The sequence below is a fragment of the Myroides odoratimimus genome, assembly GCF_030326305.1.
GTDB classification, from domain to species: Bacteria; Bacteroidota; Bacteroidia; order Flavobacteriales; family Flavobacteriaceae; genus Flavobacterium; species Flavobacterium odoratimimum_A.
Genome location: NZ_JACAKB010000006.1, coordinates 143941 through 166131, shown reverse-complemented (window position 1 = coordinate 166131; position 22191 = coordinate 143941). Strand labels below are relative to the sequence as shown.

21 protein-coding genes and 1 other RNA gene are annotated in these 22191 nt (G+C 32.2%); 12 read left to right on the top strand and 10 right to left on the bottom strand.

Translation table 11 applies throughout. From position 1 onward, the window contains the following. Window positions 1-34: 34 nt before the first annotated feature. A complete protein-coding gene (locus tag HX049_RS07090) occupies window positions 35-511 on the bottom strand; it encodes a DUF4920 domain-containing protein (RefSeq protein WP_286415074.1) in 477 nt (158 codons plus the stop codon). Window positions 512-800: 289 nt separating this feature from the next. Here HX049_RS07090 and HX049_RS07085 point away from each other — a divergent pair, with 289 nt between their 5' ends. From HX049_RS07085 to HX049_RS07075, 3 genes are all read left to right on the top strand, one after another. After that, window positions 801-1874: a branched-chain amino acid aminotransferase gene (locus tag HX049_RS07085; protein ID WP_006264181.1), complete on the top strand. Its 1074-nt coding sequence runs from the start codon at window positions 801-803 to the stop codon at window positions 1872-1874. Window positions 1875-1972: 98 nt separating this feature from the next. Further along, a complete protein-coding gene (locus tag HX049_RS07080; protein WP_006258484.1) occupies window positions 1973-2158 on the top strand; it encodes a hypothetical protein in 186 nt (61 codons plus the stop codon). A 21-nt stretch (window positions 2159-2179) separates the two neighbouring features. Then, on the top strand, window positions 2180-3265 hold the full coding sequence (locus tag HX049_RS07075) for a hypothetical protein (protein WP_286415053.1): 1086 nt from the start codon (window positions 2180-2182) through the stop codon (window positions 3263-3265). A gap of 38 nt (window positions 3266-3303) precedes the next feature. Here the strand turns inward: HX049_RS07075 and kdsB are convergent, their stop codons facing one another. Beyond that, window positions 3304-4050 carry a 3-deoxy-manno-octulosonate cytidylyltransferase gene (kdsB, locus tag HX049_RS07070; protein ID WP_006258486.1) on the bottom strand — a complete coding sequence of 249 codons (747 nt, stop codon included), beginning with the start codon at window positions 4048-4050 and terminating at the stop codon, window positions 3304-3306. Window positions 4051-4125: 75 nt separating this feature from the next. Next, window positions 4126-5559: an ATP-dependent DNA helicase gene (locus tag HX049_RS07065; RefSeq protein ID WP_006258487.1), complete on the bottom strand. Its 1434-nt coding sequence runs from the start codon at window positions 5557-5559 to the stop codon at window positions 4126-4128. Between the two features lie 123 nt (window positions 5560-5682). On the opposite strand from HX049_RS07065, the gene HX049_RS07060 reads away from it, so the two are divergent. After that, a complete protein-coding gene (locus HX049_RS07060) occupies window positions 5683-6474 on the top strand; it encodes a DUF3822 family protein (protein ID WP_006258488.1) in 792 nt (263 codons plus the stop codon). Then, window positions 6471-7043 carry an RsmD family RNA methyltransferase gene (locus HX049_RS07055; protein WP_006258489.1) on the top strand — a complete coding sequence of 191 codons (573 nt, stop codon included), beginning with the start codon at window positions 6471-6473 and terminating at the stop codon, window positions 7041-7043. Before HX049_RS07060 ends, HX049_RS07055 begins: the two co-directional genes overlap by 4 nt. A gap of 76 nt (window positions 7044-7119) precedes the next feature. Here the strand turns inward: HX049_RS07055 and rnpB are convergent. Continuing rightward, window positions 7120-7434: RNase P RNA component class A (rnpB, locus tag HX049_RS07050), an RNA gene on the bottom strand. 275 nt (window positions 7435-7709) lie between these two features. Here rnpB and murQ point away from each other — a divergent pair. Genes murQ through HX049_RS07030 form a run of 4 tightly spaced genes read left to right on the top strand, consistent with a single transcriptional unit; the run spans window position 7710 to window position 9965 of the window. Then, entirely contained in the window at window positions 7710-8528 is an 819-nt protein-coding gene (gene murQ, locus HX049_RS07045; protein WP_006258490.1) for an N-acetylmuramic acid 6-phosphate etherase, read from the top strand. Then, window positions 8528-8758: a DUF6095 family protein gene (locus HX049_RS07040; protein WP_006258491.1), complete on the top strand. Its 231-nt coding sequence runs from the start codon at window positions 8528-8530 to the stop codon at window positions 8756-8758. Before murQ ends, HX049_RS07040 begins: the two co-directional genes overlap by 1 nt. Before the next feature lie 4 nt (window positions 8759-8762). Then, complete coding sequence (locus HX049_RS07035; RefSeq protein ID WP_006258492.1) at window positions 8763-9146, top strand: hypothetical protein; 384 nt, start codon at window positions 8763-8765, stop codon at window positions 9144-9146. Between the two features lie 21 nt (window positions 9147-9167). Next, complete coding sequence (locus HX049_RS07030; RefSeq protein WP_006258493.1) at window positions 9168-9965, top strand: TerC family protein; 798 nt, start codon at window positions 9168-9170, stop codon at window positions 9963-9965. A 59-nt stretch (window positions 9966-10024) separates the two neighbouring features. Here the strand turns inward: HX049_RS07030 and HX049_RS07025 are convergent, their stop codons facing one another. After that, window positions 10025-10705, bottom strand: coding sequence for a TrmH family RNA methyltransferase (locus tag HX049_RS07025; protein ID WP_006258494.1), 681 nt, complete (start codon window positions 10703-10705; stop codon window positions 10025-10027). Window positions 10706-10746: 41 nt separating this feature from the next. On the opposite strand from HX049_RS07025, the gene HX049_RS07020 reads away from it, so the two are divergent. Next, entirely contained in the window at window positions 10747-11442 is a 696-nt protein-coding gene (locus tag HX049_RS07020) for an SIR2 family NAD-dependent protein deacylase (RefSeq protein ID WP_006258495.1), read from the top strand. 59 nt (window positions 11443-11501) lie between these two features. Continuing rightward, on the top strand, window positions 11502-11924 hold the full coding sequence (locus HX049_RS07015; protein ID WP_006258496.1) for a hypothetical protein: 423 nt from the start codon (window positions 11502-11504) through the stop codon (window positions 11922-11924). A 102-nt stretch (window positions 11925-12026) separates the two neighbouring features. Here HX049_RS07015 and HX049_RS07010 read toward each other — a convergent pair whose 3' ends face one another. The 5 genes from HX049_RS07010 to ccsA form a co-directional block, all read right to left on the bottom strand. Beyond that, the gene (locus HX049_RS07010) at window positions 12027-13343 is read right to left on the bottom strand and encodes a hypothetical protein (RefSeq protein ID WP_006258497.1); all 1317 of its coding nucleotides are present in this window, start codon (window positions 13341-13343) and stop codon (window positions 12027-12029) included. Window positions 13344-13361: 18 nt separating this feature from the next. Continuing rightward, window positions 13362-15086 (bottom strand): hypothetical protein, encoded by a 1725-nt coding sequence (locus HX049_RS07005; protein ID WP_286415050.1) that lies wholly within the window; start codon window positions 15084-15086, stop codon window positions 13362-13364. Window positions 15087-15127: 41 nt separating this feature from the next. Then, window positions 15128-15331, bottom strand: a complete 204-nt coding sequence (locus HX049_RS07000; RefSeq protein ID WP_016361638.1) for a hypothetical protein — start codon at window positions 15329-15331, stop codon at window positions 15128-15130. Window positions 15332-15334: 3 nt separating this feature from the next. Beyond that, window positions 15335-16840 (bottom strand): hypothetical protein, encoded by a 1506-nt coding sequence (locus HX049_RS06995; protein WP_286415049.1) that lies wholly within the window; start codon window positions 16838-16840, stop codon window positions 15335-15337. A gap of 548 nt (window positions 16841-17388) precedes the next feature. Continuing rightward, a complete protein-coding gene (gene ccsA, locus HX049_RS06990; protein ID WP_006258501.1) occupies window positions 17389-20562 on the bottom strand; it encodes a cytochrome c biogenesis protein CcsA in 3174 nt (1057 codons plus the stop codon). A 209-nt stretch (window positions 20563-20771) separates the two neighbouring features. On the opposite strand from ccsA, the gene HX049_RS06985 reads away from it, so the two are divergent. Then, on the top strand, window positions 20772-21971 hold the full coding sequence (locus HX049_RS06985) for a pyridoxal phosphate-dependent aminotransferase (protein WP_006258502.1): 1200 nt from the start codon (window positions 20772-20774) through the stop codon (window positions 21969-21971). The last annotated feature ends 220 nt before the right edge of the window (window positions 21972-22191 follow it).

Genomic DNA, 22191 nt, shown 5'->3' with positions numbered 1-22191 from the left:
CAAGACACAATATTGATTTACTACTCACCTTCTATTACTTATCTTTATTAATTGCGATACCATCTGCTGTAAAAGCGTAAGTAACCTTAGGTTCTGTAATAGCTGCTATTTCTTCGTCAGACTTACCTGCATCTTTAGCATAGTGTTTTAGTTCATCTACTGATACTACAGATACAAACGCTCTACCATCTACTATAACTTCATGTCCAGCGGCATTCATAGGCGCAAAGAATCCGTAATCTGTAAAGCGAACAAATCCTTTTTTCTCACCTGGTAACTCTACATTCATCCAACAACCTTTCTTTTGACATACATCATTAATAGTTGTTTCAAATTGTACTTTAATAGTATCTCCTTCTTTTAATTCTTGGTATCTCTTAAGCATAGCTTCTTTAGAAAGAACATCCCTCATCACTACACTATCCCCAAAATATTCGTATGTCTTCTGTACATCCTCTATAGTAGAGTTATCTTTATTTTCATTTTTACAACCAGTCAAAACGAAAGCCATTATGCTTAAAGAAGCAATTATTCTTATCATGATAAAAAAATTAAGTATTCGGTAGACCAAAATTAAGTCAAAAAAATAAATCAAAAAGAATTAGTTTATATAAACATCTTTCATAGATTATTATAATTTCAGTAAATAATTTCGATTAAACAATATTTATCACGGCATTTTAGATAAAGTTCAACAAGAAACTATTTTTGAGTACTTTTTTTGATAATTTTGTAATGTGTTGCTTTTTTAATACATTGCAAGCATAAGTAAACAGACAATTAAAAAAACATTATAAGAAATGAGTTTAGAAACAAACAACCTTTTTTCTATTGAGAAAGTAGAAAAATCAAAAATAGCATCAGTTGACTTCGAAAACCTGAAGTTTGGTTCTGTATTTACTGACCACATGCTAGTATGCCACTACAAAGATGGTAAATGGGGACAAGTAGAAATCAAACCTTATGGACCAATGTCTTTTGCTCCATCAACAAATGTGTTCCACTATGGACAAGCTATTTTTGAAGGAATGAAAGCATACAAAGATGCAAATGAAGATGTATGGTTATTCCGTCCACGTGAGAACTGGGCTCGTTTCAACAAATCTGCAGAACGTATGGCTATGCCACATATCGATGAAGAGAGATTCGTAGATGGATTAAAAGCGCTAATCAACCTTGATAGAGATTGGGTTAAACAAGGACAAGGAAATGCATTATACATTCGTCCTTTTATGATCGGAACTCATGAAGGTGTAGTAGCTGGACCTTCTAGTGAGTTTATGTTCTGTATCATTTGTTCGCCTGCACGTACATACTACTCAGGAAAAGTAAAAGTTCAAATCGCTGAACACTATAGCCGTGCTGCCAATGGTGGTGTTGGTTATACTAAATGTTCTGGTAACTATGCTGGACAATTCTACCCAACTAAATTAGCTCAAGAAGCAGGATACCAACAAGTAATCTGGACTGATGATGCTACTCATACTAAACTAGAAGAAGCAGGTACTATGAACGTATTCTTCAGAATTGGAGATACTTTAATCACGGCTCCTACTAGTGAGAGAATCTTAGATGGTGTGACTAGAAAAAGTTTACTTGACATCGCTAAGAGCAAAGGAATTAATGTAGAAGTAAAATCTATCGTAGTTCAAGATTTACTAGATGCACATGCTAAAGGTGAATTAAAAGAAATCTTCGGAGCAGGAACTGCTGTTACAGTAGGACAAATCGAAGGATTTGCTTTCCAAGATAACTACTATGGATTACCAGAAGTGAGTGATGAGAACTCTTTTGCAATTCAATTAAAGACAGCTCTTCAAGGAATTCAACAAAAGAATATTGAAGATACTTTTGGATGGACAGAAAAAATCTAATCTAAAGTTTCTTTTATCATATTAAAAAACGGCAGTAATTCTGCCGTTTTTTTTATCTACAATCTAACTCTTTTGACTATTTTTGCTAAAAAATAATTATGTTTACACCTGGACAACTTAAGTTTGCTATATTTTTCATTATTGCTTTTACCATAGTAATGATTATCATGTATAGAAAAGATATAAAACTACACCGTATCTATTACAAAAATAGACTATGGGTCTTAGTTGCCTTTTTATCATTTATAGGTTCTTTATTTATTTTAAAAAACTTTTTGAAGTAATTCATATAGCTCTAAATTGTTATGAAAATTCTAAAGTATTTCTCTCTTTTACTACTATTAGCATTAGTTTCTCTTTTTGTATTCATACTTACTCAAAGTCCCGAATATAAAGTAGAGAGAACATTCACTGTGGATGCTCCTAAAGAAATAGTCTATAATTATATCAATGATTTAGACAATTGGACTGATTGGATGACTTCCCAAAAGTCTAATAATGGAACTTACCAAATAGAGTTAGAAAATTTAGGATCTTATCATATAAGAGCAGAATATAGCCATCCATACGATAGCTTATCTCAAGATATTTTAAATGACAATAAGATTTCAAATATTATTTGGAGATTAAAAGGTCAACAAAATAAAACACAAATTACTTTTACTTTTAATGGGACTTTAGACCTGCAAACAAAGTTTACTTCTTTTTTTAAAGGATCACCTAACCAAGTAGCTACTAATAGTCTTAACAAAAACATAGATGCTTTTATTGTTTACTTTATTAAACAGTATAAAGAATATGAAGTAAAACTAGATGCAGTCAAGTCAACTCCTAGTATCGAATACCTATACCTAGAAGCTTCTTCTTCTATAGGAACATTAAATGAAGACTTATTAGCCTTAAATAAGGACTTATCTGATTTTTGTTCTACTAACCAAATAGAAATAGCAGGAGATCCCTATTTGATATTGAACAATTCGAAAGCACAAAACACGCTTACTTATCGATTTGCCTTACCTATTAAAGGGAATATATACTTATACGAAGAAGAAAAGTATAAAATAGATAAACTTGATAAACAGAGTTATTTTGAATCAACACTAATCGGTTATTACACATTCTTACCAGAGGCAATGCATAAGACAAGAACAGAGATTAGTGATAAAGAATTAAACATTCTACCTGATGAACCTATTATCTTACTGCTTAAGAAGTCTGTTATTGACTCTAGATTAGCAGCAGAATGGGAGACTATAATCAAAGTACCTATTGAGAAAAAAGAAGTTCCAATCCCTACTCCTGTTTATCAAAATAATACAAACAGTAACAATACTCATGAAGTAAATACTGAAACAGAAAACAAAGAGGAAATAACCAATTCTACTATATAAAAAAAGAGGCTTTAAAATAAAATTTAAAGCCTCTTTTTTTATCTTAATTCTGGATTATCTGCTATTATCTGTTTAGCTCTTTCTAAATCTTCTGGTGTATCTATTCCTATCCCTAAATGCTTTGTAATAGCCATTTTAATACGCTTACCATACTCTAAGTATCTTAGTTGCTCTAACTTCTCAGAAGCTTCTAAAAACTTCATTGGCAAAGTTGTAAACTCAAGCAAAGCTTCTTTTCTAAAAGCATATACCCCTATATGTTGATAATACTGTACTTTCACTTCCTTATCTCTAGGGTAAGGAATTACAGAACGAGAAAAGTATAGTGCTGTATTGGTATCATCCACAACTACTTTTACATTATTAGGATTCTCTATTGTAGCCCATTCATTAATTGGAGTCATTAAAGAAGCTAAATCTACTTGCTTAGCCTCATCTCTCTGAAATATATCAATTAGCTTTTCTAAATTCTCTTTACTAACGAAAGGCTCATCTCCTTGTACATTAATAACAATATCGGCCTCTATATCTTTTACAGCTTCTGCTATACGGTCACTCCCACTCTCGTGTTCTTTAACACTCATCACAGCTCTTCCCCCATGATGGATAATTTCATTGTAAATCAACTCTGAGTCTGTAGCTACAAATACATCATCAAAAAGCCCTGTTGCTAATGTTGCTTCATAAGTACGACGGATAATAGTTTTCCCTGCTAAATCTTCCATTAACTTTGCAGGAAAACGGGTAGATGCATATCGAGCTGGTATTACTGCTATAACTTTCATTTTAATCTTTTTTAGTATTCAAATATACTATCTTGTTATTAATAATAATTGGGTAATGTTAAACTATTTTATCTATCAGTCTTGAAGAAAATATTCATCTTGAAAACCGATTAGATACAATTTATCTTTAGCACGAGTCATTGCTGTATATAACCATTTTACGTAATCTTCTGTTATTCCATCAGGTAAATAAGGTTGTTCAATAAATACCGTCTCCCACTGACCACCTTGTGACTTATGACACGTAATGGCGTATGCAAACTTAACCTGCAAAGCATTAAAATATTCATTCTCTTTTAATTTCTGCATTTTTCGGTACTTGGTTATCTCATCTTCATAATCTAACAACACTTCATTATACAGTTTGTTCATCTGATCATAAGTAAGAGCAGGTGACTCACTAGTCAGAGTATCTAAAAATATCATAGTATCAAAAGGAGCCATATCAGGGTAATCAATCATTCTAATTCGTACAGAAGCAAATCTAAACCCATACAACTCTATTGTTCTATAGATTTGTAAAACTTCAATAATATCGCCATTTGCTATAAAGTCAGTTACAGTTGAGTCTTTAAGCCAAAAGTAATTATTCTTCACAACCATCAATAAATCACCTGCTGATATCTCGCTATCCTTATCTAGAATACGAGCTCTGATCTGCTGATTATATGCATTCGCACGTTTATTAGAACGCACAATGAAAGTAGTCTCTTCTGGCCCACTGTTTGAATATGATGAATAAATAGCATCCTGAATATCATAACCATCTATTAGGCGAATAATATCTTTAAACCCTTGTAATTGAAACTGAAAAGTATCTGCAAAATAAGACCCGATTGCCAGACGTAGTTCTGTGGCATTATATAGAATTCCTGAATCAACTTCTTGTCGCATTACTTCATCTAATTCTATATGCTGAATATCCATATCATAATTAAATCGAAGCTGGTCTATATCTAATGCTGGACTAATATTCATTCCTACTGGAGGTAACTGAGCTGTATCCCCTATTAAAATCAACTTACAATTAAAACCAGAATACACATAATAAACTAAGTCGTCCAATAAAGATCCATGTGGATACATAGAGGTATCTCCTGCACTAGCATCTCCTATCATAGAAGCCTCATCTACTATAAATATCGTATTTCGATTTCTATTATGACGCATGGTATATTGAAAAGTACCTCCTGTCTTACTAGGCTTAGGATAATAAATATTCTTATGAATGGTAAAAGCAGATCGATTAGAATAATTACTGATCACCTTAGCTGCGCGTCCTGTAGGAGCAAGCATCACAGAGAACTTATTAACGCTTCTCAATTCATTAACTACTGTAGATAACAATGTAGTTTTACCAGTACCCGCATATCCTTTTAATACAAACAATTCATCTTGTGTATCATTTGTAACAAAATCAGCAATCTTCTGAAGAAAAATGTCTTGCTTTAAAGTTAAATCATAAGGAAATTTCTGACGGAGTAGTTTATAAAACTGTTGACCTATCATAGTTGTATATTCTTTTTTATCTATTGTATGCCAAAGATACTAAGCTTTTTATCCCTTGACTAGAAGATTGCAATAAAAAAGTGTAATTTTGCCTATATTCGAAATTCATATTTTAAACTCACGATGTCAAAGAATTACCATAAACTTTTAATACAAGTTTCTTTAAATAAATTCTCTTTTGCTATTAAAGACAAATTAGCACATGAGATTATTCACTTTGCATCTGAAGCTATTTCTCAAACTAAATCTATAGAGGAACAATTAGACAAAATTTTTCAAAAGCATATAGAATTAACAGAAAGATACGATGAAGTAATTGTACTACATGATAATACACTTAATACATTTATCCCAAGAAAACTATTCAATGAAGATTCTATGGGGTATTATCTACAGTATTCAACAAAAGTGTTTTCTACAGACTTCTTTGCTTTTGATGAATTAGAAAGTAGTGCTATTAATAATGTTTATATTCCTTATGTCAATATCAATAATTATTTAATTGATAAATTTGGAAGCTTTACTTACCACAACATTAATACATTACTAGTAGAGATTTTACTAAAAAAGTCAAGTAAAAATACTGAAAAAGAAGTTTATGCTTTTTTACAAAAAGATCACTTTGAATTAGTAGTAGTCAGTAATGGAGAATTACTTTTTTTTAATTCATTTCAATGCCAGACTGCACAAGACTTTATTTATTACATCTTGTTTACTTATGAACAATTAGAATTAAATACAGAGTCAAACCCACTTTACTTGATTGGAAGAGTAGATACGGATGACTCATATTATGAACAAGCATATACCTACATTCGAGAAGTCAGTGTAGTAGATAATAATTTTTTTATTAGTGATGATCTTTTATTACATCATCAAGTACCTAAACAATATTACATTTTATTCCATTCATGAGAATTATATCAGGAAAACTAAAAGGAAGACGTATTTCGCCCCCTAAAAATCTACCTGTCCGCCCTACAACGGATATGAGTAAAGAATCTCTATTTAATATTCTAAATAATCACTTTAATTTCAGTGAACTAACCATATTAGACCTATTCGCAGGTACAGGAAACATCAGTTATGAATTTGCTTCTAGAGGAGCTGAATCTATCGTAAGTGTAGATGGTGATATGGGTTGCGTTAACTTTATAAAGAAAACAGCAAAAGAACTAGATCTTAATATTATCCCACTAAAGTCTGACGTTTTTAAATTTATAGAGAAGCATCAGGCTTCTTATGATATCGTTTTTGCCGACCCTCCTTATGATTTTACCCAAGAACAATTTGAGAAAATACTAAAGGATATTTTTGAGAAAGGACTTGTCGATGAGCAAGGTATGGTTGTTATAGAGCACTCTAAGTTCACAAAAATGGACCATTTAGAACATTTCTCTTTTGAAAAAAACTATGGTGGCTCTGTATTTACCTTCTTTGAATACGAACTAGAAGATGAAGATGAGGAAGACGATGATGAATAAATCTCATACTAACATATAAAAAAAGGACTATTATCTAAGATAATAGTCCTTTTTTAGTACCTCATAGATACTAAAAATAAAGAGTAAACCTATAAGCCGGATTCTGTAAGTACCGAAGTACCCCCTTATCATTTATCTCGGCTATCAATTACTCGATAGCTCTATCTGCCTACCCCTAAAGCATCGGGCGGGCACCCTCAAACGCTAAATATACATGACATTTCACCGCATAGAGTTTACCTGGTTTCACTACAGCATTACCTGTACATACTTTCTGTTGCACTTGTCCTCTTGGCAAGCCAAGGATGGGCGTTACCCATTATGCCTCCCTATGGTGTCCAGACTTTCCTCTATTTTCATTACTGAAAGTAGCGATAAGGCAGTTTACTCTCTGCAAAAGTAATTCATTTCTCACAACACAAAAAATTATTTACTAGTATTATTTTACCATTTTAGAACTAATGACATTAAATAACTCCTTATTCTTTAGTAAAGAAATACTTACCTAGCTTAATAAAAGAATAAATATAATTTTAAAGAAAATTTCTCTTCTTAATAATCTGCTTTTTTGGCATAAAATTATATCGTTCCTCTACTACATAAATAAGGGTTAGTAAACTATTTTGCTTACTTTTGTGTTCATACTTTTTTAAAAACTATTCAAAAGTGAGTTTTATAAAAATTACAGAACAATCTTCTAATTATGATAATCTAGACAAGATGTCTATCCAAGAATTATTGTCTAATATCAATCAAGAAGATCTTTCTGTTCCCTTAGCTGTAGAAAAAGCAATTCCTCAAATAGAAAGGACAGTAACACAAGTTGTTTCTAAATTAAACAATGGAGGAAGACTATTCTACATTGGAGCAGGTACTTCAGGACGATTAGGAATCCTAGATGCTTCAGAATGCCCTCCTACTTATGGAGTATCACCTGATTTAGTTATTGGGATCATTGCCGGAGGAGATCACGCCATTAGACATGCTGTAGAAAATGCAGAAGACAATCCTTTACAAGGTTGGTTAGATTTACAACAGTATAATGTCAATTCAAAAGATATTGTCATTGGTATCGCTGCATCTGGTACTACTCCCTATGTTATTAAAGCATTAGAACAATGCCAAAAAAATAAAATCACAACAAGTTGTATAACTTGTAATCCTCAAAGTCCTCTTGCTGAAGTAGCTGATTATCCTATAGAGGTGGTCGTAGGACCTGAGTTTGTAACAGGTAGCTCTCGTATGAAAGCTGGTACTGCGCAGAAACTCGTTCTTAATATGATCTCAACTAGTAGTATGATACAAATTGGTCGAGTAAAAGGCAATAAAATGGTCGATATGAAAATGACTAATGCTAAACTACAAGAAAGAGGAATACAAATGATTATAAATGAATTAAATATAGACTACACTATCGCTAAAGGGCTTTTAGACCAATATCAGAATGTCCGCTTAGCAATAGAAAGTTTTAAATCAACTAAATAATGGAAGAACCACAAACTGATCGAAAACTGTTGAGCAAAGGTGTAAAATACTTAATGATTACTTTACCTCTTATGTTTTTAGGCCCTATCGTTATCCATAGTTCTTTAAAAAATCAAGCTCACCCTTTTTTCTATCCTATACTTATTTTAGGATGTTTAATATGCTTAACTTCTATGCTATTATTTTTTAAAGGATTACAAACTATTATAAAATCACTTTTTGGAAATTAAAAACATGAAAACTAAACTACTTTACTTTTTACCTTTTTTATTTTTATTAGTCTCTTGTTATAATCAAGAAAGAAATTGTGCTAAATTTAAAACAGGTAAATTCGAATTTACTGCCGAAATTAATGGAGAAAAGAAAGTTTCTACTTTCATTAGAACTGAAGAATTAGAAATAGAAACATTCGAAGGTAAAACAGATAGTGCTGCTATACGTTGGGTAAACGATTGCGAGTTTATCTTAGAGAAACTTAATCCTAAAACTATGGCTGATAAAAAGCCTGTTAGCATTAAGATAATTACTACAGACGGAGATCTATGTACTTTCGAATATGGGTATGTAGGAGATGCAAGAAGAGAAAGAGGAACTATTAAAAAAATAGCTGATTTATAATCTAATCCACAACTAAATACTATGGAAGTATTTTTAACTGCAGATGCTATAGTAGCATTTATTACATTGACATTCTTAGAAATTGTATTAGGAATAGACAATGTTATCTTCATCTCAATCGTCACAGGTAAACTACCTGAAGAACAACGCAAAAAAGCAACAAAAATAGGGCTGTTTTTAGCCATGTTTATGCGTATTGCATTATTATTTGGTGTTACATGGCTTATCGCTATGAAAAAACCTTTATTTAGTATCAATTGGAGTTGGTTTAGCGCAGACTTCAATGGACAAGCATTAATCTTATTAGGTGGAGGTATCTTCTTGATTTATAAATCGACCAAAGAGATACATGAAAAAGTAGCTCATGTGCATGATCATCACCCTATAGATGAAGCTCCTAATGCAAAAAAAATAGCTACTAAATCATTTAGCAACATTATCATGCAGATTTTAATGATTGATATTATATTCTCTGTTGATAGTATTCTAACAGCTGTAGGTATGACTAATGGCTTACAAGGAGCTCTATATATTATGATTGCTGCAGTTATTGTTTCTGTTGGAGTGATGATGTTGTTTGCTATACCTGTAGGTAACTTTGTGAATAAGAACCCTTCTATTCAAATTCTTGCACTTTCCTTCTTAATATTGATTGGATTTATGCTTACTACAGAAAGTATGCACATCTCACATGCTGTATTAGCTGGACAAGAAATAGGAGCTGTACCGAAAGGTTATTTATATTTCGCTATTGCATTCTCGTTAGCTGTAGAGTTTATCAATATGAAACTACGCAAAAAGAGCAATCCTAGTACTTAAATAACATCACTTATATAAAACAAAAAACTCCTTCAATTGAAGGAGTTTTTTGTTTTATATTATTGCTTAGATTCTAAATAACGTTCAGTTACAAAATCAATATCTTTAATAGACTTTCTAGCCCAATCAATTCTTTTTGCAAGTATTTCTTCTTCCTTTAACCTCCACTCAACATCTGAGTTCCTTACTCTCGTAGTTAGATTCTGAATAATAATCGCAGCTGACACTGATATATTCAAACTTTCTGTAAAACCAACCATTGGTATTTTAATATAAGCATCTGCCTGTTCTATAATTTCAGGAGACAGTCCATTTTTTTCTGTACCAAAGAATATAGCAGAAGGCTTACTAATATCAAAGTCTTCTAAATGATTTGCTTCTACATGAGGAGTAGTTGCCACAATCTGATAGCCCTTCTTCCTGATATCTTCAATGGCTGTAGGTATAGATGCATAACGGTGAATATCTACCCACTTCTCAGCACCTAAAGCTATTTCTTTATCTATACGCTTTCCAAATTTTTGTTCTATAACATGTAAGTCTTGTACACCAAAAACCTCACAACTACGCATTACAGCACTCGTATTATGCAATTGATATACATCTTCAGCTACAACAGTAAAATGATTTGTACGATCCTTTAAAACTTCTTTAAAACGCTCTACTCTATTTTCAGTCAAGAAAGTCTCTAAGTATTCTAAATAATCAACGTCCTGAAATAGCTTATTTGAAATATTCATTATATATTTATTTTTAAGACAATTGCAAAGGTAAGAATATTATGGAAAAAAAATTAGTCGTCCTTTCAGGCGCAGGAATGAGTGCTGAAAGTGGTATTAAAACATTCCGAGATGCTGATGGATTATGGGAAGGTCATGACGTTATGCAGGTAGCTTCACCTGAAGGGTGGCAACAAAACAAAGAACTAGTCTTGCAATTTTATAATGATCGCAGACGCCAACTATTAAGTTGTCAACCGAATAAAGCTCACAACATTCTAGCTCAATTAGAACAACACTACAATGTAAGTATCATCACTCAAAATGTAGATGATCTTCACGAGCGTGCAGGATCTAATAATATTATTCATTTACATGGAGAACTATTGAAAGTGCGTAGTGAACAGAATGAAAAACTAATATACCCTTGGACAAAAGATCTCTTAGCAAATGACTCTAATGAACTCGGTCATTCACTTAGACCACATATAGTTTGGTTTGGAGAAATGGTTCCTGAACTAGAGAAAGCTATTCCATTAGTAGAAGAAGCAGATATCATCATCATCATAGGAACCTCTATGCAAGTATATCCTGCAGCCTCACTAATATCTTATGCTAGATCAGATGCTCAAGCCTATTATATAGACACGAACCCAGCGTTAGTTCAGCATACACCTTGCTCACTAACCGTTATTAAAAATACTGCTTCAGAAGGGCTAAATTCGATACTAAATGAACTAATAAAAAAGACACAATAATTTGTTAGAATTAAAAAAGGTACTACTTTAGAGTTCTAAACAATTAACTAATCAATTTTATGAAAAAACTTTTTTTATTCCTTATTACCTCAATCTCTTTGAGCGTTGTAAGCTGTTCTAGTGATGACAATAGTAAGAATGACCCAAAACCTACAGGATACCCTGAGCAAATAAACAATGTTGATTTCTCAAATAAACAACCTGGGGATACAGCTATTTTAAAAGGAAAAGGTTTTGATGAAAGTAAAGCTGGAGAATACACAATCAATTTTACTAAAAAATTACCAAGTAAAAAAACAAATGCTGAAAAAGGAACTCGTGCATTACAACCTGGAGCATCAGACACACCAACTCCTGCATATATTTTCAAAGTAACACCAACAGAAGTACACTTTGAAATCCCTAAAGATGCAGGTAATGGAAGAGTAGACTTCATCTATAAAAACTACATAACACCGATAGGTACTTACCAAGTTAAATAACATAAAAAAGGTCTCAAAAAATATTTTTGAGACCTTTTTTATTTAAAAGAGAAAGCCTTTAGACAATGTCTAGAGGCTTTTTACTACTCTTTGTTATAAGTTTTACTTTGTAAACTGAACAACTACCTTGTATGAACCAGCAGTAATTGGTGTATATAACCCTCCACTACCTAAAGAAAAATCTAGTAACCCTCCATCATACTTAATATCTGTAATACCTACAGTTATCAATTTTCCTTCTAAACTATACAATTTGATATCAAAAATGTTAAGTGCTTTAATACCTACTTCATCAGGAAATTCTACACCAACAACCTCAGCGTCTAGAGAGTTAACAGTTGCTGTGCTTGAAAACACATTAACTACTTTACCTTCATACTTAATATTTGTTTGTGTAATGGCACTACTAATATTATAACTAACAGCTTCTTTAAGTTCTTTTATAAAGTTTTCATTCTTTAATATTTCACGAAGCGTTTCTGTTATATTAATAATCTTTTTTTCTCTCTTACCTGTCGTATTATTGATTACATAAGAATATAAAACATCTTCAGTAACAGCATTTCCATCTTCATCATGATCACCATAAAATACATTACCTCCTTCTGTCAAAAACTTATTTACTGTTTCTTCAAAAATTTGTTGTACCTCTTGATTATTAGTAATGGTTTTCTTAACATCTCCAGTTATATCAAGATAAAAAGGAATTTGCTTTCCATCTTTATCTCTCTCTTCTCCTAAATACTCATAAAAAATCTGACCTTTCTTCAACTTTGTCTGGTCATAATTTAAAGATTTAACTAATTCTGGTTTTTGCCCATCAGCAATAACTTCTCCTCTATTAATTAAAGATTTTGTTTCTGCCTTTTGGATTACATTCGTTAAGTCAACAACCTCAGAACTAACAACGTTATCTTTATCATCTTTAACTAATGTATAAAATTGCTCTTTATCAAAATCATACAACACGACAGAAGTTCCTTTCAAAGATTCTCCAGGTTTAGTTTGATTAATAAGTTGATTAATGACCGCCCAAATTTCTTCTAGAGATTGATTACTATTGTTATCTCCAATTAGCTTTAAAATTTCACTTCGTGTTGTTAATCTATCCCAAGATGTACCAGACCACACATAAAACCCTTCAGATTTTCCAGCAAGATCTTTATCTTGTAAATTAGGATTAGGATTAATATTAAATACAACTAATCCTTTAATCTTTAAGTCTCCTTTTTTTCCAATAACAGGATCTAATTCATTCAAATCTTTTAAATGAACTCTTGGAAAAAGCCCCCCTCTATCCTTAGCGTGTATGTCTAAGACAGTACTCTCAGAAGGACTTAGTGTACCAACCCCTACTTGGGCATGTCCTATATAGGACATACCAAATAGAGCAGCACATGCTATTAAATACTTTCTCATAGTGCTTAACTTTTTTTATTATTGTTTTGTTGCCCCAAGATATTCAAAAACAACCTCATATTTATCATTAGGTAATGGATAATAACTGTTTCCAACACCAAAAGCAAATCTAAATTGATTATCACCAGGTGAAGTTACATCTGTAACTGTAGTGAATAATACTTGTCCATTTTTATCTAATACTGATGCTTTAAGTAATCTACCAAATTTATCAGCTTTATTCTCAACCCAAGAACCTTTCTTAGTTGCGTCATCTACTACAAATTTCATTGGTTTAGTAACTACATAAGTATTAGCAGCTAATTCAGAATCATAACCATCCGCATGGTTAACAAGTATCTCTGCAGTACCTTTATATACAGTATATCCATTGATAACTTCCCCAGTAGGTACATTAGTTTCTGTAGTCACTACAACTTTTGTTTTCTCATTGATTAACTCTGTTACTTTATCATTAGTTTTAATCGTTTCGATTATGTTTTCACTAATATCAATTGGTTTTTTTGTAAATGTTCCATCACCATTATCAATTAAATGATATAACACGAATTTACCATCACCTGTAGTGATTTCACCATAGTAAACATTACCTCCTTGAGTCAAATATCTATTTAACTCGTCTTTGATATCTTGATGATTAAATGAATTTTTAACCTCTTCTGTAATATTTAAATAATAATTTACAGGCTGCTGATTAGCATCTAATTCTTCAGATTTGTATTTAAATAGTATTTGACCTTCTTTAAGAGTTCCTAATGTAGCATCTGTATAAGTTCCCTCTTTCCCAGAAGCGTCAACAATCGTTTTCTGAATATTAGTTTTTGTTTCTAAAGTATTGAAATTCACTTCAGTTTTACCATTAGTTTTGTCAATATAGTATAACTTAACTTCATTATTAACTACTTCAGCAAAAACATTCCCTTCAGATTTAGTAATAAATTTATCAATAAACTTACGATTATCATTAAATACTTGTTCTAAGTTAGAACTTACAGTACCTACTACGTCGATTTTAAATCCTGAAGTAAAAGGAATCCCCTTAACTGGGTCATTAATATCTTTAATATCATTTCCAGCAATTAACCAGGCGTTAACTGCATCTTCATTGAAATAGTAATAAGCTTTTACTACTTCAACTTCAGTTTTACCAGTTTCATCATTTGGATCTTTTATTTTATGCATCTCTGCTTTCATAAAAGTTTTAGTCTCAGATAAGGCGATTAACTCAGCAAATGTAATTGCTTTTTGAGTATACCCTCCGCTACCATCAGGAACTAAATAAGAAAACTCTCCTTTACCATTTGCTCCTCCAGTAGGATTAAAAGCAACTAAATAACTTAGGTTAGCACCATCTACTATATTAGTTATCTTTTTTATTTCTGTATCAACATAATTCTTAAGTTCATCTATTTTTTGATTTAATACAGATTCAGAAGTAATAAGTTCCCATTTACTTTCTGCAGGAGTCGTAGTATTATTAGTCCAATAATAGAATCCTTTTGCAGCAGTACCATTTTCATTGTAAACTAACATACTTTCTTTTTTAGAATCACCATCTAAACCGAAAACAGTCACATCATTTAAAGCAATTCTAGGAATTAAAACCCCTTTTTTTTCAGCCACAACGTCTAGAATAGCACTTTTATCTACTCTTTTTGTATTGATACCTACTCCTGGTTTCTCTTGAGCAAAAGCACCTAAACATAATGCTAATGCTAATACTGTATATATTTGTTTTTTCATTATAATTTCTTATTAAAGTTATTTTTTTAAATTATTTAGGACTATTTAGTAGGTGTAAATTTCTCATCAGATATATATCTTAAGATCACATCATATTGTTTACCTGAAGCTAATGGAGCATACATTTTACCAACACCAAATCTAAACTCAACAGGTGTTTTACCTTGATCAGCACTACCTGCTTTAACATCTGTGACAGTTGTCAACACTACTTGTCCTTTATCATCTAAAATCTCAACGTTCAATAATCAACTAAATTTTTCTAATTTAATTGACTCACTAAATGTCGTATTATAATCAACTTTAGTTCCATCACTAGTTTCACCTTGTACAACAGATGCGCTTACAATAGTTTTAAATACTTTAAACCCACCGATAACTTCTCCTGTTTCTGTTGTTACATTGTTCTCAACGATTTCTTTTGTTTTTTCCTTGATTAACTCTGTTACTTTATCATTAGTTTTAATCGTTTCGATTATGTTTTCACTAATATCAATTGGTTTTTTTGTAAATGTTCCATCACCATTATCAATTAAATGATATAACACGAATTTACCATCACCTGTAGTGATTTCACCATAGTAAACATTACCTCCTTGAGTCAAATATCTATTTAACTCGTCTTTGATATCTTGATGATTAAATGAATTTTTAACCTCTTCTGTAATATTTAAATAATAATTTACAGGCTGCTGATTAGCATCTAATTCTTCAGATTTGTATTTAAATAGTATTTGACCTTCTTTAAGAGTTCCTAATGTAGCATCTGTATAAGTTCCCTCTTTCCCAGAAGCGTCAACAATCGTTTTCTGAATATTAGTTTTTGTTTCTAAAGTATTGAAATTCACTTCAGTTTTACCATTAGTTTTGTCAATATAGTATAACTTAACTTCATTATTAACTACTTCAGCAAAAACATTCCCTTCAGATTTAGTAATAAATTTATCAATAAACTTACGATTATCATTAAATACTTGTTCTAAGTTAGAACTTACAGTACCTACTACGTCGATTTTAAATCCTGAAGTAAAAGGAATCCCCTTAACTGGGTCATTAATATCTTTAATATCATTTCCAGCAATTAACCAGGCGTTAACTGCATCTTCATTGAAATAGTAATAAGCTTTTACTACTTCAACTTCAGTTTTACCAGTTTCATCATTTGGATCTTTTATTTTATGCATCTCTGCTTTCATAAAAGTTTTAGTCTCAGATAAGGCGATTAACTCAGCAAATGTAATTGCTTTTTGAGTATACCCTCCGCTACCATCAGGAACTAAATAAGAAAACTCTCCTTTACCATTTGCTCCTCCAGTAGGATTAAAAGCAACTAAATAACTTAGGTTAGCACCATCTACTATATTAGTTATCTTTTTTATTTCTGTATCAACATAATTCTTAAGTTCATCTATTTTTTGATTTAATACAGATTCAGAAGTAATAAGTTCCCATTTACTTTCTGCAGGAGTCGTAGTATTATTAGTCCAATAATAGAATCCTTTTGCAGCAGTACCTTTATCATTAAAGACCAACATACTTTCAGTTTTAGAATCCCCTTCTAAACCAAATACTTTAACATCATTTAAAGCAACTCTAGGAATCAAGACCCCTTTCTTACTCGCAGCAATATCTAATATTGCACTTTTATTAGGTACTAATGCAGTACCAACCCCCATACCAATAGGATCAGGAGTCTGTGCATACATACCAGCTCCTAGAGCTAACAAAAACAGAGTAGTAATTTTCTTTTTCATGTTTAAAAAAATTTATTTAAAATATTTTACTAATTAATCTGAAGTGATCACATTTTCCCCAAATCGTTAATCAAATCATAACATCCTATATAGACAATAAGCTTTAACCTAAAATCTTAAACAGTTTGTACTACAAAGTTATAAAAAAACGACTTAACAAACATCAAATGTTAAAATTTGATTATTACTCACACAATTTAACCTTATTTAGAAAATATACTACAACAAGAGAAGTTTTTGTATATATATTTAAATTTTACTCAGAAAAGATGTATATAAAACACAAAACAAAACTAAACATTTTAAATATTTCACCTTTAAAAACCACATTAAACAGAAAATTATATTTTTTAAGAAAATTAAAACACTAATTTTTCTAAAATAAAGAAACTATTCACAATATAGTTAATTATACCTATATAATATGTAATACATATCGTAGTTTCTCCTTCTATATCACAATTCTACTCTTGAATCAGATATAAAAACAAAAAAAGCCCAGCTTCTAAAAGAAGCTGGGCTTTAGATTATATTCTACTTAGAGAATACTATTTCTTCAAGTACTTTTTATATTTAATATAAGAGAAGACACTTAATACTATCACAAATCCTAATGACCACCATACAGCAGTAGGTGTGATCACTTTATCTCCTGATGCATAAGAGTGTAATCCACTTAAGTAGAAGTTAACACCGAAGTAAGTCATCATAATTGAATAATACGCTACTACACTGAATACATTATATAACCATGTACCTCGCATAGCAGGCACTAATCTGGCATGGATCACAAAAGCATAAATCATAATACTAATTAATGCCCATGTCTCTTTAGGATCCCATCCCCAGTAGCGTCCCCAGCTCTCATTAGCCCATTGACCTCCTAAGAAGTTACCAATAGTTAATAGAACTAGACCTACCGTTAATGTCATCTCATTAATATAAGTCAACTCCTTAATATTAAGATCCATTTTCTTCTTATTCTTATCATTGGTAAGAATCATTAAGAATAGAGTCACTATTCCTAATATCATACCTAATGTGAATGGACCATAACTACCTACGATAACTGCTACGTGGATAATCAGCCAATATGAATTCAATACTGGTTGTAAATTACCAATCGCAGGATCCATAAAGTTTAGATGTGCTCCCCATAATACTATAGCGGCCACGAATGCTGTTGAAGCAATTGTTAACTCAGACTTACGCCCAAAAATCAACCCAAATAATGTAGTTGCCCATGCCACGTAGATAACTGACTCATACGCATCACTCCATGGAGCGTGCCCTGATACATACCATCTCACAGCTAATCCTAATGTATGGATACCGAATAATAAGACTGTAGCCCAGCTACCAATTTTTATCATCGTCTTATTAATACGTCTTGGTTTTAATATCTCTGATATAATGAAGATGAATAAGAACACAGCAGCTAACATATAGTAACTATATAGTGTCTTAAATATATCGTACTTATTATATTGGATTTCGAAATGAATCTTTTTCTCAGAAGGTATTACAGTTTTACCATAAGCATTCTGATACGTTTTAATACTCTGTAAGAACTCATCTGCCTTCGCATAGTCCCCTGATTGTTTTGCCTCAAATAACGCTGGAACATACATTCTAGGCAATATGCTCTTCGTGAATGTAGAATCCATTCCTTTAAGACCAGCCTCGTTTAATTCTAATGGAGATACCCATTTATCATTATCGTGACCAGGTATAGGGAATATCGTAAGGCTACGTGTAGTGAATGCTGCATTCAATAGAGCCATCTTAGAATCCAAATCTAAATAGTCTTTCTCAAACTGATTTTTAACAGCAGAGTGATTAGCATCTTCTACTACTTTTGCTAATCTATAATTACCATTTTCATCAAAGAAATCAATAAACGCCGCATACTTAGCACCTTTAGGCAGCTTTAATGCCTCTAGTATTTTATCATTCCCTCTAGGTAGTTTTATCAATTCTGCATAATACCAGTAGTTAGGTGCTCCTTGTAATTGTTGAGCTACTGTGAACTGAGTCATCGATAGAAACACCTGATCAGGATTTAATCCTTTATAGTTTTCTCCTTTATATACTTTACGCAATAATTCTGAAGCAAAAGTATTCACTGGTTTCATACGACCACCAAAGTCCTGAATAACCAATTCTCCGAATCTTGCTGCATGTTCTTTATCTACAGCAGTACTCTTGATCAGCGAATCTATCACTACCTGATTAGGACGTGTAGGTGTCTCGTGATTATGTTGTGCGAATGCTCCTACTGATAAGAACAAGAACAACATCGTAAGTATAGAAGCTTTCTTCTCTCTAACTTTATCTAATTTTCGTTTCAAATCACCAAATCTTGTATTCTTATCGAATAAGATTACTATTAATCCTACATATAGTAAGAAGTACCCTATATAAGTAATCCACGTTCCCCAGAAGTCATGGTTCACAGATAGGATAGTTCCTTTCTCATCTCTATCGAACTCTGCCTGGAAGAATCGGTATCCTTTATAATCTAGAATATTGTTCATATAGATACGTGCATCGAAGTTCTCTGCTCCGTCTAATACAGTCACCTGACTTTCGAATGAAGCATAGCTACTCTCTGTACCAGGATATTTCTCAGCAATGAATTTATTTAACTTGATTTGGAACGGTGTAGTATACACTTTACTACCATACATCATCGTAAACTCTAAGTCACCTAGTTTAAATGACTGAGGTTCTCCCATTCTTCCTGCTTTACCCATTAGCGTTACTTCCTCCTCTTTTCCTTGAGAACGAACAGTAAGAACTAAAGCATCCGTATTTCTTTTATTCTTAAAGTCACCATCAGACTCTAGAACCATCTTTCCTTTAATAGGCATTTCTGGAATAACGAACTGTGTTCCTGCCATATTATATAATGATCTAAAGTTCAGAGGAGCTTTTGTACCAGCTACTACATCACCTGTCGCCTGTGTTGCCATCACCATATACGTTCCTCCAAAAGGTGTATCTAAAAAGAACTCATCCCCTTCTTTTGTGATATTGATTGCTCCATCAGTAGGCTTATTCAATGAGAATAATACATTGTGGATACTCACAACTTTTCCTTCTTCTAAGAAATGTTCATGACGATCTCCATCACCAGACTCTACTAATTTTAAGAACATTTTTCCATTAGGATCTTCTGCTATTGCCTCAGTAGCTCCCATGATAAAATCTTTATACTCTATCTCGTAATCGATACCATTAAAGTCTTCTCTTACTTTAAAGTGATTATTCGTCACAGGAGAGAATAATATTGGTCTCTCATACGTACGTCTACGTTGTTCCCCTTCATACTCACCATCTGTCATAACAGTAAGGAAAGTTTTATCAGAAAAAATACTATCTGCCGTCTCCCCTTCTCTAATAGGCATCATTCCCTCGAAACTAATATAACGAGTAATGAAAGCTCCTAATAAAATTAAAATAAAAGCCGCATGCAGTAGTAATGTCGCCCACTTCTCCTTGCTCAGTAGTCTGTATTTCTTAATATTTCCTATAAAGTTAATCAAGAAAACAAACATAATAAACTCGAACCATTTAGTATTATATATTAAAATACGGGCAGTAGTTGTGTTATAACGATCTTCGATGAAGGTTCCTAGAGCTAATGCTACAGCATAAACTATAAAAAGAACCGCCATTAACCGTGTCGAAGAAAAAAAAGATATTATTTTTTTATCCATGAGTTGTTAATATGTTGTTTTAATAGTGCAACAAAAATAACCAAAAAGCCCAGTAATTCAGTATATTTAACTTAATATTTAGTAATCAATTTGTTGCAAATTTTTGCATAAAATAAGTTACATTTGCGATAGTAATATTCTAGAGGATTATTGATTTCTAATCCAATATTGATTTAGAGAGTTACTATGTTTATTTAAATTTCAAAACTATGCCAAAGATTTCAAACAAAGGGCTTCAAATGCCTGAATCACCTATCAGAAAATTAGTCCCTTTTGCAGAGGTAGCAAAGCAAAAAGGACACCATGTATACCACTTAAATATAGGACAACCTGATATTAAAACACCTGAAGGAGCTCTTAAAGCTGTAAAAGAAGCTAACTTCGAAGTATTAGAATATAGCCACTCTGCAGGAATCGAAAGTTATAGAATAAAGTTAGCTAAACACTATCAAGACCAAAATCTTAATGTAGATGTAGCAGATATTATCGTTACTACTGGTGGATCTGAAGCATTATTATTCGCTTTAGGAAGTACAATGGACCAAGGTGACGAAATCATCATCCCTGAGCCATTCTATGCTAACTATAATGGATTCTCTACTTCTAATGGAGTAAACATCGTACCTGTAATGTCTTCTATCAATGATGGATTTGCATTACCTGCTATATCAGAATTCGAAAAACTAATCACTCCTAAGACCAAAGCGATCTTAATCTGTAATCCTGGTAATCCTACTGGTTATTTATATTCAGAACAAGAGATGAAACAGTTAACAGATCTAGTGGTTAAACACGATCTATTCTTAATCGCTGATGAAGTATATAGAGAGTTCGCTTATGATGGATATAAGCATATCTCTGTGATGAGCATCCCAGAATTAGCGAATCACGCGATCATGATTGACTCTGTATCTAAGCGTTACAGTATGTGTGGTGCTCGTATAGGATGTATCGTTTCTAAAAACAAAGAGCTTATGGCTGCAGCAATGAAATTTGCTCAGGCGCGTCTATCTCCTCCTACTTTTGAACAAATCGCTGCTGAGGCTGCTCTAGACACTCCTAAATCTTACTTCGATGAAGTAATCACGGAGTACAAAGAGAGAAGAGATGTATTCATCACTGCGCTTCAACAGATAGAAGGTGTTCAAGTGACTATGCCACATGGTTCTTTCTACTGTGTAGCTAAGTTCCCTATTAAGAATGCTGATAACTTCGCTAAATGGTTATTAGAAGAGTATGACCTAAATGGAGAGACTGTAATGATCGCTCCTGCTGCAGGATTCTACTCTACACCAGGTGTAGGATTAAACGAAGCTCGTATGGCTTATGTTCTTAAAAAAGAAGACTTAATCCGCTCAGCTGAGATCTTAAAACAAGCTCTTAAAGTATACCAAACAATAGAAAAATAATCAATCTATTATCTATATGAAAACCACCTCTAAACAGGTGGTTTTTTTGTTGAAATAGTATATGAGATAATCATCACCCTATCTTCGAATCCTATTTCATTCTGTTGTGAATAATTCTTATCTCTTTTTTTCATTTTTAATGAGTTATGACGTACTTACCTAGTGTAAAAGACGTTTTATACCCTCTTTTTTTGATATTTATCCTTCATATCATCCATTT